The sequence below is a fragment of the Actinospongiicola halichondriae genome (genome assembly GCF_049103745.1).
In the GTDB taxonomy this organism is placed as follows: Bacteria; Actinomycetota; Acidimicrobiia; order Acidimicrobiales; family Salinilacustritrichaceae; genus Salinilacustrithrix; species Salinilacustrithrix halichondriae.
Genome location: NZ_CP171622.1, coordinates 1,876,053 through 1,899,714 on the forward strand (window position 1 = coordinate 1,876,053; position 23,662 = coordinate 1,899,714).

Annotated in this window: 24 protein-coding genes; 3 read left to right on the plus strand and 21 right to left on the minus strand. The window is 69.1% G+C overall.

The window, feature by feature from the left end; translation table 11 throughout:
- Window positions 1–21: 21 nt before the first annotated feature.
- Window positions 22–1,014, minus strand: a complete 993-nt coding sequence (gene ribD, locus AB8619_RS09235; protein ID WP_436796171.1) for a bifunctional diaminohydroxyphosphoribosylaminopyrimidine deaminase/5-amino-6-(5-phosphoribosylamino)uracil reductase RibD — start codon at window positions 1,012–1,014, stop codon at window positions 22–24.
- A 109-nt stretch (window positions 1,015–1,123) separates the two neighbouring features.
- Here ribD and AB8619_RS09240 point away from each other — a divergent pair, with 109 nt between their 5' ends.
- Window positions 1,124–1,993, plus strand: coding sequence for a response regulator (locus AB8619_RS09240; protein ID WP_436796172.1), 870 nt, complete (start codon window positions 1,124–1,126; stop codon window positions 1,991–1,993).
- A gap of 13 nt (window positions 1,994–2,006) precedes the next feature.
- Here AB8619_RS09240 and AB8619_RS09245 read toward each other — a convergent pair whose 3' ends face one another.
- The 4 genes from AB8619_RS09245 to def are packed head-to-tail and all read right to left on the minus strand — an operon-like array spanning window position 2,007 to window position 5,012.
- Window positions 2,007–2,471 carry a MogA/MoaB family molybdenum cofactor biosynthesis protein gene (locus AB8619_RS09245; protein WP_436796173.1) on the minus strand — a complete coding sequence of 155 codons (465 nt, stop codon included), beginning with the start codon at window positions 2,469–2,471 and terminating at the stop codon, window positions 2,007–2,009.
- Window positions 2,472–2,498: 27 nt separating this feature from the next.
- Window positions 2,499–3,596, minus strand: a complete 1,098-nt coding sequence (locus tag AB8619_RS09250) for a transcription antitermination factor NusB (RefSeq protein ID WP_436796174.1) — start codon at window positions 3,594–3,596, stop codon at window positions 2,499–2,501.
- Entirely contained in the window at window positions 3,593–4,459 is an 867-nt protein-coding gene (locus AB8619_RS09255; protein ID WP_436796175.1) for a methionyl-tRNA formyltransferase, read from the minus strand. The genes AB8619_RS09250 and AB8619_RS09255 overlap by 4 nt, the downstream gene beginning before the upstream one ends.
- Before the next feature lie 4 nt (window positions 4,460–4,463).
- Complete coding sequence (gene def / locus AB8619_RS09260) at window positions 4,464–5,012, minus strand: peptide deformylase (protein ID WP_436796176.1); 549 nt, start codon at window positions 5,010–5,012, stop codon at window positions 4,464–4,466.
- Between the two features lie 25 nt (window positions 5,013–5,037).
- Here def and AB8619_RS09265 point away from each other — a divergent pair, with 25 nt between their 5' ends.
- Window positions 5,038–5,670 carry a class I SAM-dependent methyltransferase gene (locus AB8619_RS09265; RefSeq protein WP_436796177.1) on the plus strand — a complete coding sequence of 211 codons (633 nt, stop codon included), beginning with the start codon at window positions 5,038–5,040 and terminating at the stop codon, window positions 5,668–5,670.
- Here the strand turns inward: AB8619_RS09265 and AB8619_RS09270 are convergent.
- The 7 genes from AB8619_RS09270 to pyrF form a co-directional block, all read right to left on the minus strand.
- Window positions 5,638–7,404 (minus strand): hypothetical protein, encoded by a 1,767-nt coding sequence (locus tag AB8619_RS09270; RefSeq protein WP_436796178.1) that lies wholly within the window; start codon window positions 7,402–7,404, stop codon window positions 5,638–5,640. The genes AB8619_RS09265 and AB8619_RS09270 overlap by 33 nt on opposite strands.
- A 48-nt stretch (window positions 7,405–7,452) precedes the next feature.
- Window positions 7,453–8,649 carry a methionine adenosyltransferase gene (metK, locus tag AB8619_RS09275; RefSeq protein WP_436796179.1) on the minus strand — a complete coding sequence of 399 codons (1,197 nt, stop codon included), beginning with the start codon at window positions 8,647–8,649 and terminating at the stop codon, window positions 7,453–7,455.
- A gap of 13 nt (window positions 8,650–8,662) precedes the next feature.
- Window positions 8,663–9,871, minus strand: a complete 1,209-nt coding sequence (coaBC, locus tag AB8619_RS09280) for a bifunctional phosphopantothenoylcysteine decarboxylase/phosphopantothenate--cysteine ligase CoaBC (protein WP_436796180.1) — start codon at window positions 9,869–9,871, stop codon at window positions 8,663–8,665.
- A gap of 24 nt (window positions 9,872–9,895) precedes the next feature.
- Window positions 9,896–10,228, minus strand: a complete 333-nt coding sequence (rpoZ, locus tag AB8619_RS09285; protein ID WP_436796181.1) for a DNA-directed RNA polymerase subunit omega — start codon at window positions 10,226–10,228, stop codon at window positions 9,896–9,898.
- An 85-nt stretch (window positions 10,229–10,313) separates the two neighbouring features.
- The gene (locus tag AB8619_RS09290) at window positions 10,314–10,853 is read right to left on the minus strand and encodes a guanylate kinase (protein ID WP_436796182.1); all 540 of its coding nucleotides are present in this window, start codon (window positions 10,851–10,853) and stop codon (window positions 10,314–10,316) included.
- 10 nt (window positions 10,854–10,863) lie between these two features.
- Entirely contained in the window at window positions 10,864–11,178 is a 315-nt protein-coding gene (gene mihF, locus AB8619_RS09295) for an integration host factor, actinobacterial type (protein ID WP_436796183.1), read from the minus strand.
- Between the two features lie 24 nt (window positions 11,179–11,202).
- The gene (pyrF, locus tag AB8619_RS09300; protein ID WP_436796184.1) at window positions 11,203–11,910 is read right to left on the minus strand and encodes an orotidine-5'-phosphate decarboxylase; all 708 of its coding nucleotides are present in this window, start codon (window positions 11,908–11,910) and stop codon (window positions 11,203–11,205) included.
- Between the two features lie 2 nt (window positions 11,911–11,912).
- Here pyrF and AB8619_RS09305 point away from each other — a divergent pair, with 2 nt between their 5' ends.
- Window positions 11,913–13,292, plus strand: a complete 1,380-nt coding sequence (locus tag AB8619_RS09305; protein ID WP_436796185.1) for a DUF2254 domain-containing protein — start codon at window positions 11,913–11,915, stop codon at window positions 13,290–13,292.
- Here AB8619_RS09305 and AB8619_RS09310 read toward each other — a convergent pair.
- The 9 genes from AB8619_RS09310 to efp all read right to left on the minus strand — a co-directional run bounded on the left by AB8619_RS09310 (window position 13,271) and on the right by efp (window position 23,627).
- A complete protein-coding gene (locus AB8619_RS09310) occupies window positions 13,271–14,248 on the minus strand; it encodes a dihydroorotate dehydrogenase (RefSeq protein WP_436796186.1) in 978 nt (325 codons plus the stop codon). The genes AB8619_RS09305 and AB8619_RS09310 overlap by 22 nt on opposite strands.
- 16 nt (window positions 14,249–14,264) lie before the next feature.
- Entirely contained in the window at window positions 14,265–17,558 is a 3,294-nt protein-coding gene (gene carB, locus AB8619_RS09315) for a carbamoyl-phosphate synthase large subunit (protein ID WP_436796187.1), read from the minus strand.
- The gene (gene carA, locus AB8619_RS09320) at window positions 17,558–18,670 is read right to left on the minus strand and encodes a glutamine-hydrolyzing carbamoyl-phosphate synthase small subunit (protein ID WP_436796188.1); all 1,113 of its coding nucleotides are present in this window, start codon (window positions 18,668–18,670) and stop codon (window positions 17,558–17,560) included. Before carA ends, carB begins: the two co-directional genes overlap by 1 nt.
- The gene (locus AB8619_RS09325) at window positions 18,667–19,956 is read right to left on the minus strand and encodes a dihydroorotase (RefSeq protein WP_436796189.1); all 1,290 of its coding nucleotides are present in this window, start codon (window positions 19,954–19,956) and stop codon (window positions 18,667–18,669) included. The genes carA and AB8619_RS09325 overlap by 4 nt, the downstream gene beginning before the upstream one ends.
- On the minus strand, window positions 19,953–20,912 hold the full coding sequence (locus AB8619_RS09330) for an aspartate carbamoyltransferase catalytic subunit (RefSeq protein WP_436796190.1): 960 nt from the start codon (window positions 20,910–20,912) through the stop codon (window positions 19,953–19,955). The genes AB8619_RS09325 and AB8619_RS09330 overlap by 4 nt, the downstream gene beginning before the upstream one ends.
- Window positions 20,909–21,463: a bifunctional pyr operon transcriptional regulator/uracil phosphoribosyltransferase PyrR gene (pyrR, locus tag AB8619_RS09335; protein ID WP_436796191.1), complete on the minus strand. Its 555-nt coding sequence runs from the start codon at window positions 21,461–21,463 to the stop codon at window positions 20,909–20,911. Before pyrR ends, AB8619_RS09330 begins: the two co-directional genes overlap by 4 nt.
- A 68-nt stretch (window positions 21,464–21,531) precedes the next feature.
- On the minus strand, window positions 21,532–22,026 hold the full coding sequence (locus tag AB8619_RS09340; protein ID WP_436796192.1) for a GNAT family N-acetyltransferase: 495 nt from the start codon (window positions 22,024–22,026) through the stop codon (window positions 21,532–21,534).
- The gene (gene nusB / locus AB8619_RS09345; RefSeq protein ID WP_436796193.1) at window positions 22,007–23,077 is read right to left on the minus strand and encodes a transcription antitermination factor NusB; all 1,071 of its coding nucleotides are present in this window, start codon (window positions 23,075–23,077) and stop codon (window positions 22,007–22,009) included. Before nusB ends, AB8619_RS09340 begins: the two co-directional genes overlap by 20 nt.
- Window positions 23,070–23,627, minus strand: a complete 558-nt coding sequence (gene efp, locus AB8619_RS09350) for an elongation factor P (RefSeq protein WP_436796194.1) — start codon at window positions 23,625–23,627, stop codon at window positions 23,070–23,072. Before efp ends, nusB begins: the two co-directional genes overlap by 8 nt.
- Window positions 23,628–23,662: the final 35 nt, after the last annotated feature.

Consider the following 23,662-nt stretch of genomic DNA (forward strand, 5'->3'; position numbering starts at 1 on the left):
GGTCACAAACTAGAACGTGTTCTAGTTTTCTGCCACATCGGGGTCGGTGAGCTCGATCCGCAGATCGGCGCCGAGTTGCTCGATCGCGTCGATGCGACCGCGCCACACGTCGTCGATGCGGTGAGCGCCGGGCCCGGTGAAGAGCCCGAGCGCATCGTCGCCACCGAAGAGCACCGGTGCCAGGTACAGGACGTAGCGGTCGACCAGGCCCGCTCGATGGAACGCCCCGACCACGGACGCACCACCCTCGATCATCACCTGCACCATGCCCTCGCGACCGAGCTCGTCCAGGATGTCGGCGGGCTCGCCGGTCATCTCACGACACGGACGGACCGCAGCACCGGCAGGCGCGGAACCGAGGACGATCCGCTCGGGGTCCGGCCCCTCGACATGGCGAACGGTCAGCGCCGGATCGTCGGCCCGCACGGTCCCGGCACCGACGATGACGGCGTCGCTCTCGGCCCGGAGACGGTGGGCGTCGGCCCGTGCCTCGCGTCCGGTGATCCAGCGGCTCGAGCCGTCGGGGGCGGCGGTACGCCCGTCGGCGCTCGACGCCAGCTTCGCGATCACGTAGGGCCGCCCGGTCCTGCGCTGTCGCAGGTACGGCGCCAGTTGACGTTCGACGGCGTCGGCGAGGACGCCGACTTCGACCTCGACGCCGGCCTCGCGCAGGCGACGGACTCCCTCGCCGTCGACCCGCTCGTCGGGATCCTGGATCGCGATGACGACCCGGCGGACGCCGGCGTCGATCAGGGCGTCGCTGCACGCAGGCGTCCGACCATGGAAGCTGCAGGGCTCGAGCGTCACGATCGCCGTCGCACCGTGGGCGTCGGGCCCAGCGGCGGCCAGTGCGGCCGCTTCGGCGTGAGGTCCGCCCGGGGCATGTGTCGCACCGGTGACGACTCGTCCGCTCGGCGTCAGCAGCACGCATCCGACCCATGGATTGGGATGCGCGACGGTCCGAGCACCCTCGGCGACCTCCAGGGCAAGCCGCATCGCGTCTTCGTCAAGCACCAGAAGCACCCTATCTTTGGGCCGAATGGACCCCTCCCCGGAGAGGTCGTACGGCGGTACGATTCGTCCGGAGAGCACGATGCCGGAGGTATCGGGACGGGAGGGCCAGATGCAGAGTTCGGTGGACTCCATCGGCCGCGCCGTGATCTGTGACGACGATGCCCTGATCCGCAGCGTGATCCGCAAGGTCCTCGCGGAGTCGTCGGTCGACATCGTCGGCGAAGCCGACTCCCCCGATCAGGCCGTCGCGTCGCTCCGTGAGACCGGTGCCAACATCTTGGTCCTCGACCTCGCACTCCGCGGAGGCAGCGGCGAGCACCTCCTCCAGTGGGTGCGCGAGCAGGATGCCGACATCCACGTCGTCGTCTACTCGGCGTATGCAGCCGATCCCAAGCAACTCCTCGCCGCAGGCGCGTGCGCGGTCATCGAGAAGCCCGACTTCAGCCGACTGCAGGGAGCGATCGAACAGATCGCCACTGCCATCGGCGTGCGGGTCGAGCGGCGCCGGTGCGACGACCACGACCTCATCGGCCGCCTGCCTCCGGCGACGTCGATCTCGATCAGCGGATTCGAGCCGTGGGACTCGTTCCTCGCCGCCGCGGATGCCACCCGTGCGGGTGACGCGATCATGTGGGCCGACGTGATGCCCGGACCGCTCACGGTGAACGGGTGGGACGCCGTCTTCCTGACCGACCACCGCATCGCCGTCGGTCGTGTGATGGCCACCGGCAGACGGATCCACGACCGCGTCAGTGTGGGACCGAACGGACGGCCCGTGCTCCTGCTGGTCGGTGGACGGCCAGAGGCGCCGACGATCGTCTTCCGGCGGATCTGCGAGCGCTGGTCGCGCGAGGTCGACAGGGGAACACCCGTCGGCGCGTTCGGCCTCATCCACGACGGCGACGACCCGCTCGACCGCCTGTTCGCGATCGAGGCGTCGGTCACGATGGATCGCACCACGCCTCTACGGATGGCCTGACCGATCCACCTCCTCAGTGCGGGCGCCCGCCCCGGAGCAGCTCCAACGCGTGGGGAACCACGTCGCTCACGGCGTCGAAGCACTCGATCGATCCGGTGGTGGAGCCCGGCAGGTTGAGGATCAAGCAGGAGCCGATCGTGCCCGCTCGCTGGCGTGAGAGCCGACCCAGTGGATTGACCAGGCGCATGGCCTCGGCCAGGCCGGGTGCCTCGCGTTCGAGGACTGCCCGCGTCCCCTCCGGGGTCAGGTCTCGCGGCCCGAAGCCCGTCCCTCCCGTCGTCACGACCAGCCCGGCGAATTCGTCGGCCATCTCACGCAGTGCCCGCGCCACCGATTCGATGCCGTCGGCGACCACACGCCGTTCGATCACGTCGAAGCCACCCTCGGTCAGGTGCTCCTCGAGTGCCGCACCCGACTTGTCGTCGCGGGTCCCGGCGACCACACCGTCGGACACCGTCAGGATCTTCGCGTCGCTCATGGCGCCCGACCCTAGGCAGCCGTCAGGTCAACGACGACGCCAGGTCGCGAGGAACATCCCGTCGCGCTGCGCGTCCGGCGACAGGACCGAGCGGTCGCCGAAGACGTAGCCGCTCGGGAGGTCGACGGCTGCGATGACGCCGTCGGTCTCGGCCTCGGTCAACGTGCAGACCGAGTACACCAAGAGTCCACCGGGAGCGACCAGGTCGGCCGCCGCCTCGAGGATCTGGACCTGCAGGGACGCCAGGCGATCGGGGGCGCCTGCGTCGATGCGCCAACGAGCGTCCGGGCGGCGCCGGAGGACTCCCAGGCCCGAGCAGGGTGCGTCGACGAGGACGCGGTCGAAAGACCCCGGCGCGAACGGCGGATGCACGCCGTCGGCGGCCACGACCGGCAGTCGGGCGCCGACCTTCTGGGCGTTGTCGACCACGAGCGCCAGTCGGCCGGGAGAGAGATCGGCGGCGATGACCTCGGCACCGAGTGCGGTCAGTCCGGTCGCCTTCCCGCCGGGCGCCGCACACAGGTCGAGCACGCGCTCACCGGGCACGGCACCGACCGCCTCGACCACCTCCTGCGATGCCAGGTCCTGCACATAGCCGTCGAGACGCGTGTGGGTGGTGGCCGGCGTGTTCATCGCCTCGAGGGCGAGGTGAGCCTGCTCGACACCGAGGAACTGCTGGTACGACCGGACGATCCAGTCGGGATACGACAGCTGGACGCCCTCGCTCGGCCAGGCGATCCCGTCGCGCACGTCGCGCGACACCCGACGCAGCACGGCGTTCACAAGACCGCGTGCTGGACGAGGCGACGCTCCCACCGTGGCGTCGACCGATGCATGCGCGGCGACGCCGGCGAACGCGAGTTGGTAGGTCCCGAGCCGGAGCGCGGCCTGGACGCGGGCGCTCACGTCGCCACGTCGATGGCGGTCGATGAGATGGTCGCAGGCCCGCGTCATCCGGCACGTGCCGTAGACCAGTTCGGTGACGAACCGTCGATCGCGCGGCTCGAGCGGTGACCGGTCGAGGATGGCGTTCGTCGCGAGGTTCGCGTACGCGCCGTCGGTCTCGATCCGCACCAGCGCGTCGATCGCGGTCCGTCGGGTGAGGACACCCACGTCGTCGCTCACGAGCCCAACCGATCGTCCGACGTCCAGCGCGCACCGTTCGCCCACGCCGCAGCGTCGAGTCGTGGTTTTCCGGCCGGTTGGACCTCGAGCAACTCGATGTCGCCGTCGCCCGTCGGGTGGACGATTCCTGCGCCGGTCGGCGTCGTCGACGTACGCCACACCTTGAATCGCTCGCCGTCGCGCGTGGTCCATGCCCCGCCGACGCGGACCTGACGGTGGATCTGCGCAGTCGAGGCATCCCAGTCGATGCAGAGGTCGTCGGGCGTGATCTTGTGGGCGTACACGGCCTCGCCCTCCTGCGGTCGCGGTGCAGGCAGGCCGTCGCGGAGCGACCGGACGAGCAGCGATGCGCCGGCGTCGACCAGTCGGGTCCGGAGGTCGTCCGCCGTCTCGTCGGGTCCGATGTCGAGTTCGACCCGAGCACGGATCGCGCCCGTGTCGAGGCCCTCGGCGACATCCATCAGGTCGACGCCCGTCCTCGTGTCACCGGCGAGGATCGCTCGCTCGACCGGCGCTGCACCCCGCCAACGGGGCAGCAAGGAGAAGTGGAGGTTGACCATCGGCAGTGCACCGAGCACGTGGGGGCGGATGATCTGACCGAACGCGACGACAACACCGAGATCGGCCCCGACGTCGAGGACCGCGTCGATCTCGTGGGTCACGGGGATGCCGAGTTCGACGGCTGCGGCCTTGACCGGCGTCGGGGCAGTCCCGCTCCCCCGTCCGCGACGACGATCGGGGTTGGTGACCACGGTCGCGACGTCGAACCCTGCGTCGTGCAGGGCGCGGAGCGGTGGGACCGAGAGCGCTGGGGATCCGAGATAGACCAGACGGGGACCGGCCGTCGTGTCGGGCGAGGTCATCGACTCAGCCGAAGCGGAGGCCTCGCGAGGTGGTGGCCTCCGGCGGATCGAGGCGGTCCCGCATGGCACGGATCTCGCGCAGTGCGATCTTCTTGGTGTCGGCGTCCATGCGTTCGGTCATCAACACGCCGTCGAGGTGGTCGAGTTCGTGCTGGAACAGCCGGGCCGTCAGCTCGTCGGCTTCGACGGACACCTCGTTGCCGTGGAGGTCGAGGCCCACCAGATGGACCTCCTTGGGCCGGATGATCTCGAAGGAGAGTCCGGGGATCGAGAGGCAGCCCTCCTCGTAGGCCCATTCGCCCCGCGACTCGACGATCTGGGGGTTGACCAGGACCTTCGGGTCGTCACGGTGCTCGGGGTCGAGGTCGTAGACGAAGAGTCGTTTGCCGACGCCGACCTGCGGAGCGGCCAGGCCGAGGCCCGGCGCCTCGTACATGGTCTCGAGCATGTCCTCGGCCAGCTTCACGAGCCGGCCGTCGATGTCGGTGATCTCCGCCGCTGCCGCCCGCAGAACGGGATCGCCGACGACTCGGATGGTGTAGGGGGCACGCACGCATCCGAGGCTACCGTCGACGTCCGTGGCTGCCCCCTCCGACGCTGCCGGCGAGCAGTACTTCACCGCCTCGCCCAACAGCACCTCGCGCCCCAAGACCGTGCACCTGAAGGCGCGTGGGATCGACGTGACGCTGACGTCCGATCGTGGGACGTTCAGCCCGAATCGCATCGACCCCGGTACGGCGCTCCTGCTCGATCGGGCTCCAGAACCGCCTTCCACCGGACGCTTCCTCGACCTCGGCTGCGGCTATGGGCCGATGGCGATGGTCCTCGCGCTGTCCGCACCCGGCGCCGACGTCGTGGCGATCGACGTGAACGAGCGGAGCCGGGACCTGACGGCGGCGAATGCCAAGACGCTGGAACTGGACAACGTGACGACAGCGGCCCCCGACGACGTCGAAGGAGGGTTCGACCTCATCTGGTCGAATCCGCCGATCCGGATCGGGAAGGACGCTCTCCACGACCTCCTGCTGCGCTGGCTCGGTCGACTGAACGACGACGGCACGGCGGTGTTGGTCGTCAATCGACACCTCGGCGCCGACTCGCTCCAACGATGGCTCGGGTCGAAGGGCCACGAGACCGAACGGCTCGCGTCCCGAGCCGGGTACCGACTGCTGCGTGCGTCAGCTGCGGGTGGGGTCGACGGCGAGCCGTAGCCGGCCCGACGGACGTTCGACCCGGTCGAGCGCGTCGCAGAGCACGACGTGGTCGGGGGCCGAGATCCGCCAGGTCCCCTCGAACGGACCGACCACGTCGACGTCGACGAGATCCAGGGCAGAGAGCGATTCGACGAAGGTCGGTGCCGCCGCACCACTCACCTCGGCCATCGCCACCTCGGGCGGGAAGCGGAAATCCCGACGCCGCGTGCGTTCGGCCTCGGATACCAAGCTGGGATCGCCGTGCAGCGCTGCCTGCACCACCTCGTGGTCGGGGCTCCTCGTCTGGAGGAGGAGCCGGCCACCACCGTGTCGACCGCCGACCAGCCGAGCGGCGCGCACCAGCAGAGCCAGCGCCTGTTCCGAGGCTCGATACCGAGCGGCCAGGAGTTCTTGATCGAGGTCCAGGAACGCCACCACGTCGGCGTGGTCGATCCGGTGCAGGGCGGCCTCCGTGCCGACGAAGAGGCGTGCGTCGGTCGGGATCTGGTCGTCGTCGTCGGCGGTGATCGCGATCACCGGCTCGCCTGCCAGCGCTGCGAGATCGTCCCGGACGCGACCCACACCCATGCGAACCGTCTTGAGTTGCGTGCTCCCGCACGAGGCGCACACCACCGGTCTCGTTGCACCGCAACGCCGACACACCAGTTCGTCGTCGCCCGGGCGGTGGACGGCAGCGTCGCACTCGGCACACCGGGCCAGGTCACGGCACGTCGCGCACGCCAGCAGGACGGCACGACCCTTCTGGTTCAGGATGCACACCAGGCGCGCATCCGATCGAGCGATCTCGACCAGAGCCGGCGAGAAGAGCGCATTGCGGGCTGTGTCCTCGTCCCGCCGATCGGCCACGACGACCTTCGGCCAGCCCTCACGCTCGTCGGCGCGGTCGGCGGTCACGAGGCGTGCTCGATCGAGCGCCTCGAGCGACGGCATCGGCGAGGTCAGCACGCACGGGACCCCGAGGCGGCGAGCGCGCTCGATCGCCACGTCGCGTACGTGCCACGTCGGTGTCCGCTCCTCCTGGTGGACTTCGTCGTGCTCGTCGAACACCACGATCGCCGCCGGCGATCGCATCGTCGCCCACACGGCGGCGCGTGTGCCGACGACCGCGACCCCGCCGGCGGCGGCTCGGGCCCAGCCATCGGGATGCAGCGCCGTCGGGACACCGGCACGCTCCAGCCGGCGAGCGACGCGCTCGGCATGGTCCCGGGTAGCACACAGGATCAACGGGTCGCCGAGTGAGGCGGCGGCCTGGACGACCGGCACGAGATCGGCGGCCGGTGCCAGGCGCAGGATCGTGGGGCCGTCGGCGAACGCTCCCTGCACGATGTCGTCGCTGGACGGGGGGACCTCATGGCGTCGTACGCCCGGTCCAGGCAACGCCGCGACCATCCGCTCCGACGATGCCGTGCGAAGGAAGGGCACCGGAGTCCGTGCGGCCCAGCGCCATCGAGCCCACCGGGCCAGGTCGATGACCTCGCCACTCGGCCCGACGCCACTGATCTTGGCGAGCGGCTTCAGATCCACGTCGGCCGGCGGGTGGACGTCGACGTCGACCACCCAGCCACCGACACGTCGCGGTCCGAGGACGATGCGGACCCTGGTCCCGAGCGCGACCCGTCCCGCCCATTCGGGCGGGACGAGGTAGTCGAAGGTCTTGGTGATGCCTGTCTGGTCCGGCAGGACCCGCACGACGAGGTGCGCCCTGCGGGCACGTGAACCCTCCGGGTTCATGACGAATGCTCCGCATTCGTCTGACTCATCGCTGCGGCTTCGAGCGTCTCAGAGACCGAGGGCCGACTTCACATCGTCGACACGGTTGGTGTTCTCCCACGGGAACTCGCCCGGCTCGCCGGTCCGACCGAAGTGACCGTAGGCCGCGGTCTTGCGGTAGATCGGCCGACGCAGGTCGAGGTCGCGCAGGATCGCTCCGGGGCGGAGGTCGAAGACCTGGTGGACCGCAGCGTTGATCTTCTCCGGATCGACGTTCTCGGTGCCGAAGGTCTCGACCATGATCGAGACCGGGTGGGCGACACCGATCGCGTAGGCGACCTGGACCTCACAGCGGCTGGCAGCGCCGGCGGCGACGAGGTTCTTGGCGACCCAACGAGTGGCGTACGCAGCGGAACGGTCGACCTTGGACGGGTCCTTGCCGGAGAACGCACCGCCACCGTGACGGGCCCAGCCGCCGTAGGTGTCGACGATGATCTTGCGGCCGGTGAGGCCACAGTCGGCGTGCGGGCCGCCGAGCTCGAACACGCCGGTCGGGTTGACGAGGACCTTGAAGTCGTCGTCGGCGAACTGCTCGGGCAGCGTCGGGCGGATGACCTCCTGGATGAGGTCGGGCTTGATCAGGCTCTCTGCGTCGTGGCCGGGTGCGTGCTGGGTGGAGATGAGCACGGTCGTGAGCTTGTCGGGCTTGCCGTCGACGTAGTCGATGGTGACCTGGGTCTTGGAGTCGGGACGCAGGTACGGGAGGATCCCGGCCTTGCGCACCTCGGCCAGACGCTCGGCCAGACGGTGGGCCAGATGGATCGGCGTCGGCATCATCGCGTCGTTCTCGTCGCACGCGTAGCCGAACATCATGCCCTGGTCGCCGGCACCCTGATCGTCGATCTCGTCGACGCGCTCGCCACTGCGGGTCTCGAACGCCTTGTCGACGCCCTGGGCGATGTCGGGGCTCTGCGGGTCGATCGAGGTCATCACGCCGCACGTGTTGCCGTCGAAGCCCATCGACTCGCGGTCGTAGCCGATCTCCTTGATCGTGCGGCGCACGATGTCGGCGATCTCGACGTAGGCCGTGGTCGTGATCTCACCCGAGACGATGGCCATGCCCGTGGTGACCATGGTCTCGCAGGCCACGCGGGCCATCGGATCACTGGTCAGGATCTCGTCGAGGATCGCGTCCGAGATCTGGTCGGCCATCTTGTCGGGATGGCCCTCCGAGACCGACTCGGACGTGAAGGTGAAGTTCTTCATTTGGTGCTCCTGATCAATGTTCCTGAGAGGGGTTTCTGAGAGAGACGACGGCGTCGAGCACCGCTCGGGCGATGATCCGTTTGTCGGCCTGCGGCACTTCGGTACTGCCGGTGGCGGACAGGATGACCACTTCGTTGGTGTCGTGTTCGAATCCTGCTCCGGGAGCCGACACGTCGTTGGCGATGATGAGGTCGGCGCCCTTGGCCCGGAGTTTGTCCTCGGCATTCTGGCGCACCGAATGGGTCTCGGCCGCGAACCCCACGAGCGTCTGCCCGGCCGGCTTCGACTGACCCAGCGCGGCGAGGATGTCGACGGTCGGCACGAGCCGCACCTCGGGGACACCACCGGCCTTCTTGATCTTGGCGTCGGCGACCGAGGTCGGGCGGAAGTCAGCGACGGCGGCAGCCATCACGACCACGTCGCTGGCGGCGGCCCTGGACACCACGGCGTCGTGCATCTCGTCGGCGGTCTCGACCGCGACGACCTCGATGCCGGCCGACACGGGACGGTGCACGGTGGCCACGACGGTCACCTCGGCGCCTCGGGCGGCGGCTTCCTCGGCCAGGGCGAAGCCCTGCTTGCCCGACGAGCGGTTCCCGATGAAGCGAACCGGATCGATCGGCTCGCGTGTCCCACCGGCGGTGATCAGCACACGGAGCCCGACGAGATCGCGCGACGAACCCCGAGCACCCAGGATCTGCTCGGCACGAGCGACGACGGTGGCGGGGTCGGCCAGGCGACCGGCGCCGACATCACCCCCGGCGAGTCGCCCTTCCTCGGGCGGCACGACGTGAACGCCACGCGACCGGAGCACGTCGAGGTTGTCGGACACCGAAGGGTGTTCCCACATCTCGGTGTGCATGGCCGGGGCCACCAGCACCGGCGCCCGTGTGGCGAGCAGGGTCGCGGTCAGCAGGTCGTCGGAGCGTCCGGTGCGGTAGTCCGAGAGCAGCCGTGCCGTCGCCGGAGCGACGATGATCAGATCAGCGTTCTGGCCCAGGCGCGTGTGCGGGATGGGGCTGGCCTCGTCGAACAGCGACGTCTGGACCGGCTCGCTCGCCAAGGCCGAGAACGTGGTCTCCCCGACGAATCGGAGCGCACCCGCGGTCATGATCGGCGAGACGTGCGCGCCGGCATCGACCAGTCGGCGGCAGATCTCGACCGCTTTGTATGCCGCGATGCCTCCGGTGACACCGAGGACGATGCGCTTCCCAGCGAGCATCGCGTGCGGGCCGGCGGTTGCGGCCTAGTCCTCTTCGTTGCCGGCCGTGGCGGCGGCGAGACGCTCGGCCGCTGCTGCGGCCTCTGCCTCACGCTTGGCCACGAGGGCCTCGCCGTAGACCGGGAGGATCTTGTCGGCTGCGATCTCCTCGAAGCCGATCGAGAGCGGCTTGCGCGCCACCGACGGGACCTGCGGCGGGACCTGCGAACCCAGACCGCCGCTGCCGACGGCGTTGAAGTAGGCGTTGATCTGGCGTGCCCGGGTCGACGCGAGCGTCACGAGACGGAACTTGGAGTCAGCGCGTTCGAGGAGCCCCTCGATCGGCGGGTTCATCATCGTGTCGTGGCGGCCGGCCATGGCGTTCTCCGAAAGGGTTGCCCAGGAATGCGGAACGCTTCACCGTAGCAGCGGTCCGGGTGGTTCCCGTAACCCCCGCCCTCGTTCAGACGTCGGCGCGGGCCTTCTCGATCAAGCGCTCGATCTCGCGCACCGTCTCGTCGACGACGTCGTTGACGACGTGATGCATGCCGAGTGCCTTCGCTGCCTGACGTTCCTCGTCACCCTTGCGCATCCTGGCCTCGATCACGTCGGGCGCATCGCCCCGTTGCTCGAGGCGGACCCGTTGGGCCGCGATGTCGGGCGTGTCGAGGAAGATGAGCAGGGTCGTCGGATCGACCGCGCACAGTGCCCGTGCGCCGGCGACGTCGATCTCGAAGAGCACATCGGTCCCGTCGGGGGCATCCGGGATCGGTGTCCCCTGCCGGTAGTCGAGGAAGTCGACCCACTCGAGGAATCCACCGGCCTCGATGTTGGCGTCGAAGGTCGCACGGTCGGTGAAGACGTAGGCGTCCTCGGCCTCGCCCGGGCGGCGGGGACGGGTCGTCCACGACCGGCTCAACCAGATGTCGTCGCGACGGTCGAGGAGCGCGTCGACGACGGTTCCCTTGCCGGCTCCTCCCGGGCCCGAGATGACGATGTTCATGCGGGGAGGTTCAACCGAATTCCTCGAGCAGCTTGCGCTTCTGCTGGTCGCCGAGACCGCGGACCCGGCGGGTGTCGGAGATCTCGAACGTCTCCATCGTGCGGCGAGCCTTGACCTTGCCGACGCCAGGGAGCGACTCGAGAACGGCGAGCACCTTCATCTTGCCGGCCATGTCGTCGTTCTCGGCCTGGGCGAGCAGTTCGGGGAGGGAGAGCGAGCCCATCTTGAGCCGCTCCTTCAGCTCCGCACGAGCACGGCGAGCCTCGGCGGCCTTCTTGAGGGCGGCCTGGCGCTGCTCCGGTGTCAACTGGGGGGGCTGCGGCATGGCCGCGACCCTAGACGCGATCGATCACGACAGCGCACTGTCGACGAGGGCCGCCGCCGTGGCTTCCGGGTCGTCGGCCTCGGAGATCGTGCGGCCGAGGACGAGGAGGTCGGCACCGGCGGCGAAGGCGGCACCGGCGGTCGCGATCCGTCGCTGGTCGTGCGACGGCTCTCCGTCGGCACGGATGCCCGTCGCCGCGATGAACAGCGTGGCGAGCATCTCGCGGGCCGGGGCGACGTCGGCCACGGCGCACACGAGCCCGGCACAACCGCCGGCGATGGCCGAGTCGACGTGCTTGGCGAGGATGTGGTCGGGGGCGGTGTCGTCCGACGTGAGCACGGTGACGGCCAGCGTCGTGGGGGCATGCACCAACGCCGCCTCGGCTCCCTCACGTGCGCCTTCGACGCCGGCGCGGAGCATCTCGACGCCGCCGTGGGCGTGCAGCGTCACGAAGTCGATGCCCAGCGAGCCCAGGACCCGTGCGGTCCGGTTGACCGTCGACGGGATGTCGTGGAGCTTGAGGTCGACGAAGACCCGCAGACCCAGGTCCTGCATCGCCGTCACCGCCTTGGGGCCGGTCGATGCGAACAGTTCGGGGCCGATCTTCACCGTCCCGATCCACGGGGCGAGGTCGCGCGCCTGTCGGCGTGCGGCGACGACGTCGTCGGTGTCGAGCGCGAGACACAGTCGATCGCGCACCTCGTCCGGCGCTTCGGTCTCGATCACGGTCATCGGTGAAACCCTCCCTCTCGGCCGACAGCCTGCCATCTCCGCCGACGGCGATGACGCCCCGAGGGGCACACTGGGTCATGGTCGTCCGCCTGTCCGCACTCGCCGAGCGGCTCCGCAGCAGTCTCTTCTTCGTCCCCATGGCCTTCGTGGTGTTCGGGCTGCTGCTCGGCCTCGCCGGCCTCGAGGTCGACACCCGGATCACCGAAGGCGGAACCGAGCTCCCCGACGAGATGACCTCGACGGTCGACAGCGCCCGAGCGGTCCTCACGACGGTGGCGGGTGCGACGATCACGTTCGCCGGCATCGCGTTCTCGGTGTCGCTGCTCCTGATCCAACAGGCCTCGAGCCAGTACTCGCCCCGGGTGATCCACGGGTTCTTCCGAGATCCCTTCAACAAGCGGGTGATGGGTGTGGTGGTCGGGACGTTCACGTTCTGCCTGGTGGTCCTCCGCTCGGTGCGGAGCGCCTTGGAGCAGGACGGCTCGCCGGTGATTCCGAACCTGTCGGTGGCGCTGGCGGTGGCCCTCGGCGTGGTGTCGATCCTGTCGATCATCGCGTTCATCAGCCACAGCGCACACGCCATGGACGTGTCGAAGATCCTCCAGGACGTGAGCGACGACGCCACGGTGCGTGTCGAACGGCTGTGGAACGAGCCGGCAGACGGCTCCGCCGACGAGACCGAGCCGACACGACCAGACATCGACGATGACGACGTGCTCGACGTCGACGTCGCCACGAGCGGCTGGATCCAACAGATCGACTTCGAGCGCATCGCGTCGGCCGCCGGATCGGGCCATGCCCGACTCCATGTCGCTGTCGGTCGCTACGCCGTGCCCGGGACGCCGCTCTGCACCATCTCCCCGAGCCCGGAGGATGCCGACGAAGCCCGTGACATCGTGCGAGGAGCGCTCGTGGTCGGCGATGCCCGGACCGCGCAGCAAGACGTCACCTACGGTGTCCGCCAACTCGCCGATGTCGCGCTGAAGGCGCTGTCCCCCGGGGTCAACGACCCGACGACCGCACAGGACGCAATCTTCCACCTGGGCGGCGTCGTCCGTGAGCTCCTCCGTCGCGACCCACCCCCGGCCATGCGAAAGGTCGGCGACTGCCACATCGAGGTCTCCGAGGACGCGACGCATGCCGATGTCGTGGCGCTCGCGTTCGACGAGATCCGTCTGGCGGCGAACGGCCTGCCGACCGTGTGCATCTATCTCCTCGAGGTCCTCGACCTGCTCGACGAGGCGCTCCGCGACCGACCGTCCGAGGTCACCCAGGGGCTCCGTGATCAGGCATCACTCGTGCGCGACGGCGCAGCGATCGCCACGCTGCTCGACCACGACCGCCGACGGATCGAGGACGCCTACGACGCTCGGTTCGGCTGAGCGCCACCGACGGCACCGACCAGCTCGCCGATCGAGTCAGCGCCGACCCGACCGACGAGGTCTCGGAGTTCGTCGAGCACGCGTGTCGTCGACCGCGGATCGTCGAAGTTGGCCGTGCCCACCTGGACGGCACTGGCTCCGGCCCGGATCATCTCGAGCGCGTCGGCGCCGGAGGCGATTCCCCCGACCCCGATGATGGGCAGGTCCGGAAGGGCGCGATGGACGTCGTGGACGATGCGGACGGCGATGGGATGGATGGCCGGGCCCGAGAGCCCGCCACCGCGTTCCTGTGAGCCGATGCGATAGGCGCCGGTGACCGGGTCGATGGCCATGCCGAGCACCGTGTTCGCCAGCGTCACCGCCTCCGCTCCGGCCGCTCGTGCTGCGGCTGCGACCTCGGCCACGCGGTCGGTGTTCGGGCTGAGCTTGGCCCAACGTGGACGTCCACACGCCTCGGTGGCCGCGATGGCCGTGGCGCTGGCTCCGGGATCGTGGGCGATGAGCGCACCACCGGCCTCGGTGTTGGGGCACGACAGGTTGACCTCGACCGCGATCACCTCGTCGCCACAATCGGCGAGGAGGTCGGCGGCGAGTCGGTAGTCGTCGATCGACCGTCCCCAGATCGACACGACGACCCGAGCGCCTGCCTCGGCCAGCGCCGGCAACTGCTCACGCTTCCACGCCGCGATGCCCGGCCCTTGCAGGCCGACCGAGTTGATCATCCCGCCGCGGGTGGCGTGCGTGCGCAGTGGCGGGTTGCCGTCCCATGCGAAGTGGGCGAGGGACTTGGTCACGAACGCGCCGAGCGTCGACAGGTCGACGTAGGCCCCGAGTTCGGTCCCGTAGCCCGCGGTGCCGGACGCCGGCATGACCGGATTCGGCAACACGACCGACCCGATCGCCGTCCTCAACCCAACCCCGTTCTGGTGAACATCCGCGCCATCTGGTGGTGTCATCCGTTCACCAGAACGGTCATTTGAGGTAGTCCTGGAGCGAGCGGACCCGGCGGTCCAACTTCCCGCGATCGAGGATGCCCTCGGCGGCGGCGACCGCGGCGGCCGCGGTGGTGAGCAGCGGGATGCGGTTCGCCGCCGCTGCGGCGCGGATGTAGTCGCCGTCGGCTCGGGAACCACGCCCACGCGGGCAGTTGATGACGAGGTCGATGCCGCCCTCGCCGATGAGGTCGACCGCGGTCTTCCCCTCGCCCTCACTGAGCTTGGCGACCCGGGTGGCCACGGGGATGCCTGCCGACTCGAAGTCGGCCGCGGTCCCGGCGGTGGCCACGATCTCGAACCCCTGGTCGACGAAGCTCCGGGCGGCGATGCGACCCTGGGGCTTGTCGCGGTCGGCGAGGCTGAAGAACACCGCGCCCTTCTCGGGGAGTCGCTCCCCCGCCGCAACCTGCGACTTGGCGAACGCCAGACCGAAGGTGCGGTCGATGCCCATGACCTCGCCCGTCGAGCGCATCTCGGGGCCGAGCACCTGGTCGGCGTCGGGGAACCGGTTGAACGGCAGGACCGCTTCCTTCACGGCGATGTGGCGGCCCTGGCCGGTGCGGAACGGGAGGACCGATTCGGTCAGCAGTCCCTCTTCGCGGAGTTCGGCCAGCGTCGCGCCGACCATCACCCGGGCGGCGACCTTCACCAGCGGCACGCCCGTCGCCTTGGCCACGAACGGCACGGTACGGCTCGCCCGGGGGTTCGCCTCGATGACGAAGACCTGATCGTCCTTCACGGCGAACTGCACGTTGAGCAGGCCCTGGACGTCGAGGGCGTCGGCGATGCGACGGGCGTAGTCCTCGATGACCTCGACGGTCGCGTCGGCCAACGAGTGCGGCGGGATCGAGCAGGCCGAGTCACCGGAGTGCACCCCGGCCTCCTCGACGTGTTCCATGACGCCGCCGATGACGATCTCACCGGTCTTGTCACGGATGGCGTCGACGTCGACCTCGGTGGCCTCCTCGAGGAACCGGTCCACGAGCACGGGGCGCTCGGACGAGAGCCCACCCTCGCGGCCGAGACTCCCGAACCCGGCGAGTTCCTTCATGGCGGCGACGAGTCCGTCGTCGTCGTAGACGATCTCCATCGCCCGGCCACCGAGGACATAGCTCGGACGGAGCAGCGCCGGGTACCCGATGCGTTCGACGATCTCGCGGGCGCCGTCGAGGTCGGTCGCCGTGCCACCGGCCGGCTGCGGGATCTCCAGACGATCACACAGTTGGTTCCAGAGATCGCGGTCCTCGGCCAGGTCGATCGAGGCGGGGCTGGTGCCGAGGACCGTGCCCTCGGGCAGGTCGTTCGCCAACTTCAGTGGTGTCTGTCCGCCGAGGCTGACGATCACGCCGACGAGATTGCCGGTGGCCTGTTCGGCCTCGACGACGCTGAGCGCGTCCTCGTAGGTGAGCGGCTCGAAATAGAGGCGATCCGAGGTGTCGTAGTCGGTCGACACGGTCTCGGGGTTGCAGTTGACCATGACGGTCTCGAAGCCGGCGTCGGACAGCGCGAAGCTCGCATGCACGCAGCAGTAGTCGAACTCGATGCCCTGGCCGATGCGGTTCGGACCCGAGCCGAGGATGATGACGCGAGGCCGTCCGGTGTCGACGACCTCGTCCGTGTCCTCCCATGTGGAGTAGTGGTACGGCGTGGTCGCGTCGAACTCCGCTGCACAGGTGTCGACGGTCTTGTAGGTCGGAACCAGGCCGGCGTCGATGCGACGACGGCGCACGTCGACCTCCGGAACGCCCCACAGGTAGGCGAGCTGAGCGTCGCCGAAACCGAGGCGCTTGGCCCGACGGAGGTCGCGGGTCGTGACCGCCTCGAAGCCGACCTCGGCGAGGTGGGCACGCTCCTCGATGATGAGCGAGAACTGGTCGAGGAACCACGGATCGACCTTCGTCGCGTCGGCCACGGTCTCGATGCTCATCCCCCGCCGGAGGCATGCCTCGAGCTGGAACGGACGGTCGGGCGTGCCGATGCACGCCTGGGCGAGGAGCTCCTCGTCGGTGAGGTCGTCGAGTTGCGTCTCGCCCGGGTCGCAGTTGAGGCCCAGTCGTCCCTGCTCGAGCGAGCGCATCGCCTTCTGCATCGACTCGGGGAAGGTCCGGCCGATGGCCATCGCCTCGCCCACCGACTGCATCGACGTGCCGAGCACGTCACCCTGGCCGGGGAACTTCTCGAACGCCCATCGCGGGACCTTGGTCACGACGTAGTCGATGACCGGTTCGAAGCTGGCCGGCGTCATCTTCGTGATGTCGTTCGGGATCTCGTCGAGCGTGTAGCCGACGGCCAGCTTGGCGGCCATCTTCGCGATCGGGAAGCCGGTGGCCTTCGAGGCGAGCGCGCTCGAACGCGAGACCCGGGGGTTCATCTCGATGACGACCATGTCGCCGTTCTCGGGGTTGATGGCGAACTGCACGTTCGAGCCACCGGTCTCGACACCGACGCGGCGGATGCAGGCGAACGCCGCGTCTCGCATCGCCTGGTACTCGACGTCGGAGAGGGTCTGGATCGGCGCCACCGTGATGGAGTCGCCGGTGTGGACGCCCATCGGATCGAGGTTCTCGATCCCGCAGATGATCACGCAGTTGTCGTCGCGGTCACGCATGACCTCGAGCTCGTACTCCTTCCAACCCTTGATCGACGTCTCGATCAGGATCTCGGAGATGGGGCTCGACTCGAGGCCGAACTTGGCCATCTTCTCGAACTCCTCGGGCGTCGACGCGATGCCGGTGCCCTTGCCGCCGAGGATGTAGGCCGGCCGGATGACCACGGGGAGGCCGATCGTCTCGACGACCTCGCGGCACTCCTCCATGGTGTGAGCCGTGGCCGACGACGGGACGTCGAGGCCGATGCCGACCATGGCGACCTTGAACTGCTCGCGGTCCTCCGCGGTGGCGATGGCCTCGGCGTTCGCCCCGATCATCTCGGGGGTCCCGGGCACACCGATCACGCCGGCCTCGAACAACTCCATCGCCAGGTTCAGACCGGTCTGGCCGCCGAGCGTCGGCAGGACCGCGTCGGGCTTCTCCTGCTCGATGATCTTGCGGGCGTGCTCGAGATCGAGCGGCTCGACGTAGGTGGCGTCGGCGAACTCGGGGTCGGTCATGATCGTGGCCGGGTTCGAGTTCATCAGGATGACGCGGTAGCCCTCCTCTCGGAGGACCTTGCACGCCTGGGTGCCCGAGTAGTCGAACTCACAGGCCTGTCCGATGACGATCGGGCCGGAGCCGATGATCATGATCGATTCGATGTCGGTGCGCTTGGGCACTACTTCTCCATCTCGGACTTGAAGTGGTCGAACAGGTGGCGGGCGTCGTGGGGGCCGGGTCCGGCCTCGGGGTGGTGCTGGACCGACCAGGCGTTGGCCTCGGTGAGGCGCATGCCCTCGCAGACGCCGTCGTTGAGGTTCACGTGGGTCATCTCGCCGATGCCGGCGAGCGAGTCGGGGTCGACGGCGAAGTTGTGGTTCTGGCTGGTGATGTCGATGCGACCCGAGTTGACGTCGCGGACCGGATGGTTGCCGCCGTGGTGCCCGAACGGGAGCTTCACGGTGGAGGCGCCTGCAGCGAGCGACAGGACCTGGTGGCCCAGGCAGATGCCGAAGATCGGCACGTCCTTGCGTGTTCCCGTGTCGTCCAGGAGCGAACGGATCTCCGCTGCGGCGTAGTCGAGGACCTCGGGATCGCCGGGGCCGTTCGACAAGAAGATGCCGTCGGGGTCGACCGATCGGATCGCGTCGGCCGTGGCCGAGGCCGGGAAGACCTCGACGGTGGCGAACGCCCCGAGCTGGGTGAGGATCGACGTCTTGATGCCGAAGTCGTAGGCCGCGACCCGCAGCGATCCCGTGCCGTACGTGTAGCGCTCCGGCGTGGTGACGTCGGCGACGAGGTCGACACCGGTCGTGCCGGGCTCGTCGGCCGCAGCCTGCTTCAGCGTGGCTTCGTCGACCAGGTCGAGGGGCCCGAACGCTCCGGGAAGGGCGCCGGTGTCCCGGATGAGGCGAGTGAGGCGGCGGGTGTCGATGCCGCCGATGCCAGGCACGCCCAGATCGGTGAGGTACGTCGAGAGGTCGCCCTCGCTGCGCCAGTTGCTCCGACGCCGAGCCAGGTCGCGGACGATGACGCCCCGGCAGAACGCCGACCGACTCTCGTCGTCGATGCTCGTCACGCCGTAGTTCCCGATGTGGGGGTAGGTGAACGAGATGATCTGACCGGCGTACGACGGGTCGGTGATGATCTCCTGGTACCCCGTCAGCGCGGTGTTGAAGACGACCTCACCCGAGGCGAATCCCGCCGGATCGGCGGGATCGGCCCCGAACCACTCGCCTTCGAAGGTCGAGCCGTCGGCCAGGACCAAGGCTGCTTCGCGGATGGTGCTCATCGGGTCGGCTCTCCGTTTCGGACGACTGGTTCACCCTCGAGCACGGTGTGGCGGACACGACCACGTACCCGGCGGCCGGCGTAGGGCGTGTTGCGGCTCTTGGACTGCATGGCGTTGCCGTCGATGGTCCACTCCTCCTCGGGATCGAACACACAGAGATTGGCGGGGTTCCCCTCGGCGACCGGGAGCCCGTGTCGGTCGTCGGCGCCGATGATCGCCGCGGGCTGCCACGAGAGCAGCCCGACCACGGCCTCGACCTCGATGTCGAGTTCGGTCAGGGCGAGGGCGAGCGCCGTCTCGAGTCCCAGCATCCCGGGAGGCGCCTCGTCGAACGGGGCCAGCTTGGTGTCGGGGGCGTGGGGTGCGTGGTCGGTGGCGATGCAGTCGACAGTGCCAGACGCGATCGCCGCCTTCACCGCGGCCACGTCCTCGTCGGTGCGAAGCGGAGGGTTGACCTTGAACACCGGGTCGTACGACGCGCAGTTCGCGTGGGTGAGGGTGAAGTGATGCGTGGTCGCCTCGCACGTGATGGACAGACCGGCGGCCTTGGCGCCGGCGATCATCGCCATCGAACCCGCAGTCGACATGTGCTGGAAGTGGAGCTTGGCACCGGTGAGTCGGGCGAGCGCGATGTCGCGCATCACCATGAGTTCCTCGGCCTCGGCCGGCTGGCCGGGGATGCCGAGGCGGCTCGACCACTCGCCCTCGTGCATGTGGCCACCGCCGCAGAGCGCGTCGTCCTCACAGTGCTGCGCGAGGGTCACGCCGAGCCCCGTGGCGTACTCCATCGCCCGGCGCATCAGTCGGTTGTCCTGTACGCCGGCGCCGTCGTCGGTGAACAGCGTCACGCCGAGCTCTGCGAGTTCGGCCATCGGTGCGAGTTGCGTTCCCGCCCGCCCGACGGTGATCGCTCCCGACGTCCGGACGTCGCACGGAGCGCTGCGTCCGAGTTCGAGAACCTCACGGGCGACCGAGGCAGAGTCGATCGCGGGGATCGTGTTCGGCATGGCGAGGATGCAGGTGTAGCCACCCACGGCGGCGCCGCGAGCGCCGGTCTCGATCGTCTCGGCCTCTTCCTGCCCCGGTTGGCGTAGGTGCGAGTGGATGTCGACGAAGCCGGGACTGACGATGCATCCCGAGGCATCGAGGGTCTCGGGGGCGTCGAGGTCGGAGCCCACGGCGACGATCGTCCCGTCGACGCCGACGACGACATCGGCGTCCCGTGTGCCGGTCGAGTCGACGACACGACCGCCCTTGATCACGAACGCAGGTGCTGCAGGACTCATCGATGGCTCGCTTCAGGATCGGCGGCGGGAATGGCGTTGTGGAGATCCGAACCGGATCCGAGGAGGAGGAACAGCACGGCCATGCGCACGGACACGCCGTTGCGGACCTGGTCGATGATCACCGAACGATCGAAGTCGGCGATGTCGCCGTCGACCTCGACGCCACGGTTCATCGGACCGGGGTGCATGACGATCGCGTCGTCCTGGAGCAACTCGGCCCGGGCGACCGTCAGGCCGTAGGTCGACGTGTACTCGCGCAGGCTCGGGAGCAGGGCCTCGGTCATGCGCTCACGCTGCATGCGCAGCAGGTAGACCGCGTCGACGGTCGGGAGCACCGCGTCGATGTCGTGACTCACCCGGACGGGATAGGTCTCGATCGCCGGCGGCAACAGCGTCGGTGGCGCCACCAAGGTCACCTCGGCGCCCAGCTTGGTGAAGGCCGCGATGTCGGATCGAGCGACCCGGCTGTGCTTGATGTCGCCGACGATGGCGATGTGCATGCCGTCGAGCGAGCCGCGCTTCTGGCGCAGCGTGTAGCAGTCGAGCAACGCCTGGGTGGGGTGCTCGTGCCATCCGTCGCCGGCGTTGACGACCGCAGCATCGACCCAGTGGGTCAGCTGCCAGGGCACGCCGGCCGACTTGTGGCGCACGACGATGCAGTCGATGCCCATGGCCTCGATGGTGAGTGCGGTGTCGCGCAGCGACTCGCCCTTCTTCACCGACGAGGTCGACACCGAGAAGTTCATCGTGTCGGCCGACAACCGCTTTGCCGCGGTCTCGAAGCTCAGGCGGGTCCGGGTCGAGTCCTCGTAGAACAGGCTCACCACGGTCTTGCCACGGAGCGCAGGAACCTTGGGGATGGGTCGGGCCGACACCTCGACGAAGTGGTCGGTGAGATCGAGCAACTGCTCGACGTCGGCGCGCTCGAGGTCGGAGATCGACAGGAGGTCGGTCACTCGATCGCTCCGAGGTCGACGCCGTCGGCAGTCACGTCGACCGATTCGTCGTGTCGGGTGGGGAGGTTCTTGCCGACGTAGTCGGGCCGGATCGGCAGCTCCCGATGTCCACGGTCGACCATGACGGCCAGCTGAACCGCTCGGGGTCGACCGAACGAGGTGAGGGCGTCGAGGGCGGCGCGGATCGTGCGTCCGGTGTAGAGCACGTCGTCGACGAGGACCACGACCTTGCCGTCGAGGTGGAACGGCACGTCGGTGATCGCTTCGGGCATCGTCGGCCGCAGACCGATGTCATCGCGGTGGAACGCCACGTCGAGACGGCCGAAGGGGACGTCGTCGCCACCGTCGGGGTGCTCGATCGCAGCGATCGCCTCGGCCAGCTGGCGAGCCAGCGGCACGCCGCCGGTCTGGAGCCCGATGAGACACACGTCGTCGGCTCCTGCGTTGGCCTCGATGATCTCGTGGGCCATGCGCCGGGTCGCTCGGGCGATGTCGTCGGCATCCATGACCCGACTGCGGGCGACGAAAACGCCGCCTGCCGGGCGCGTCATGCGTCGTTCGCGTTCCGCCATCGGCGTTCCTTCCTGTCCGTCTGGGCCTCACAGGACCCGCTTCACGGTCAGGGCGAGAACCTAGCAGGCCCGGGCAGGGCCTCCGACCAGACGATCCGGCCACCGGACTCGCCGAGACGCTGCCAACCCAGCGACGAGAACAACGCCGCAGCGGGTTCGTTGTCGGCGGCGGAGCGGCACCACACCTGATCGAGGTCGAGGTGTTCGTGCGCCCACGACGTCACTGCCGACACCGAGGACCCGGCCAGACCGTCACGGCGGCACTCGCTGGCCACCCACACCCCGAGCTCGGCCCGGGACGGGTCGTCGGTGAAGTTGCGGAGTCCGACCTCGCCCGCCACGGCACCACCGACGTCGATCACGAAGTCGACGGAGAGTCCGAGCGACCAGCGCTCCTCACATCGCATGATCCACGACGTCGCGTCGGCGTCGTCCGGCGGGGGGTTCCAGAGGCGGATCGACGGGTCGGCCCAGGCGGCAGCCAGGGCCGGAGCGTCGGCCAGACGCCAGTGACGGAGACCGTCAGGCGGGGTCGGGAGCACCCGGGATTCCCAGACGTCGGAGCACGCCTCCGAGTCGGTACGCAGAACGCATCTGGACAGCATGCCAACCTGCGTCGACTGCCCCGCCCACGTTCTCGGGACGGTCGTCGACGAACAGGAGCGATGCCGGGTCGGCGTCGAGCATCGACGCCACGTGCTCGAACGCGGGGACATCGGGCTTCGCCATGCCGATCCTGGACGAGTTCGCCACGACGGGGAACACGTCGGCGATGCCCATCTCCTCCATGTCGGCCTCCAGCTTCGTCGAGGCATTGGAGAACAGCGCGGTCTTGGTTCCGGCGGCCTTCAGCCCACCGACGATGGTGACGACGTCGTCGTCGATCCGCCAGTTCGAGCGCAACCACAGCGATGCCACGTCGTCGGCGGAGACGCCCTCGTGCTCGGCGGCGAGGGTGGCGCCGATGGCGGCGGCCCAGGCCTCTGCCGTGATCGCGCCGTGCGTCACCTCACGGAAGCCCGGATCGGCGAAGGCGGCAGCGTGGACCGACCCGGCCGGGAGGCCGAGCTCCTGCTCTGCTTCGACGACCTGGTCGTCGAGCCAATGACGGATCACACCGTCCATGTCGAACACCACGACGTCGATCGGGCGCCACGGGCGCGACCCGCGTACCTCGTCGGCGACGGCGGCGAGGATGCCGTTCACGAAGCGCGACGTGTCGTCGGTGCTGCCGTACTGGCCGCCCAACTCGACCGCCTCGGAGAGCGCAGCACCCGTCGGGACGTCGGGCTTGGTCGCGAGTTCGAACGCTCCGATCCGCAGCACACTGCGGTCGGTGACCGCCATGCGGTCCACCGGCCAGCGGCGAGCGTGGCGCGTCAGGATCCGGTCGAGCTCGATCTGGTGATCGGCCACGCCACGAGCGAGCTCGAGCGCGTAGGCGTCCGGGGTGAGGGGCAGCGCCGTGACGATCTCGTCGACGTCGATGCCCTTGGCATGCGATTCGTAGAGCAGTTCGACGGCGCGCTCGCGGGCATCGCGCCGCGTCGCCGCGGTGACGGTGCCGTCCTTGGAGTCCGAACCTTCAGGCACGGGACATGTAATCGCCGGTGCGGGTGTCGATCCTGAGCTTCTCGCCGATCTCGATGAACAGCGGGACCTGGACGAGGTACCCGGTCTCGAGCGTGGCCGGCTTGGTGCCGCCCGACGAACGGTCGCCCTGGAGGCCCGGCTCGGTCTCGGCCACGGTGAGCTCGACCGACGGCGGGAGTTCCACGCCCACGATCTCGTCGCCGTAGAGCATCAGCGTCGCCGTCGAGTTCTCGATGAGGTACTTGGTGGCGTCGCCGAGCGACTCGGGCGCGACGTTCATCTGCTCGAACGTCTCCTGGTCCATGAAGACGTAGTCGGTGCCGTCGCGGTAGAGGTACTGGTACTCGCTGCGGTCGATCTTGGCCTGTTCGACCTTCTCGGCGGCCCGGAACGTCTTGTCGATCACCTGGCCGGTCCGGACGTTCTTGAGGGTCGTGCGCACGAAGGCGCCGCCCTTGCCCGGCTTGACGTGCTGGAACTCGACCACCTGCATCAACCCCTCGGAGAGGTTGAGACACATGCCGTTCTTCAGGTCGTTGGTCGAAGCCATCCCGACATGGTGAAGGCGTCAGGTGGCCAGTTGCA

Coding starts and splice junctions, on each gene's coding strand:
- AB8619_RS09240 (WP_436796172.1), top strand. CDS start 1,124: ATGCAGAGTTCGGTGGACTCCATCGGCCGCGCCGTGATCTGTGACGAC.
- AB8619_RS09270 (WP_436796178.1), bottom strand. CDS start 7,404: ATGAACCCGGAGGGTTCACGTGCCCGCAGGGCGCACCTCGTCGTGCGG.
- metK (WP_436796179.1), bottom strand. CDS start 8,649: ATGAAGAACTTCACCTTCACGTCCGAGTCGGTCTCGGAGGGCCATCCC.
- mihF (WP_436796183.1), bottom strand. CDS start 11,178: ATGCCGCAGCCCCCCCAGTTGACACCGGAGCAGCGCCAGGCCGCCCTC.
- pyrF (WP_436796184.1), bottom strand. CDS start 11,910: ATGACCGTGATCGAGACCGAAGCGCCGGACGAGGTGCGCGATCGACTG.
- AB8619_RS09310 (WP_436796186.1), bottom strand. CDS start 14,248: ATGACACCACCAGATGGCGCGGATGTTCACCAGAACGGGGTTGGGTTG.
- AB8619_RS09290 (WP_436796182.1), bottom strand. CDS start 10,853: ATGAACATCGTCATCTCGGGCCCGGGAGGAGCCGGCAAGGGAACCGTC.
- pyrR (WP_436796191.1), bottom strand. CDS start 21,463: ATGACGCGCCCGGCAGGCGGCGTTTTCGTCGCCCGCAGTCGGGTCATG.
- AB8619_RS09325 (WP_436796189.1), bottom strand. CDS start 19,956: ATGAGTCCTGCAGCACCTGCGTTCGTGATCAAGGGCGGTCGTGTCGTC.
- efp (WP_436796194.1), bottom strand. CDS start 23,627: ATGGCTTCGACCAACGACCTGAAGAACGGCATGTGTCTCAACCTCTCC.
- coaBC (WP_436796180.1), bottom strand. CDS start 9,871: ATGCTCGCTGGGAAGCGCATCGTCCTCGGTGTCACCGGAGGCATCGCG.
- carA (WP_436796188.1), bottom strand. CDS start 18,670: ATGAGCACCATCCGCGAAGCAGCCTTGGTCCTGGCCGACGGCTCGACC.
- AB8619_RS09255 (WP_436796175.1), bottom strand. CDS start 4,459: ATGACCTCGCCCGACACGACGGCCGGTCCCCGTCTGGTCTATCTCGGA.
- rpoZ (WP_436796181.1), bottom strand. CDS start 10,228: ATGGCCGGCCGCCACGACACGATGATGAACCCGCCGATCGAGGGGCTC.
- AB8619_RS09245 (WP_436796173.1), bottom strand. CDS start 2,471: ATGAGCGACGCGAAGATCCTGACGGTGTCCGACGGTGTGGTCGCCGGG.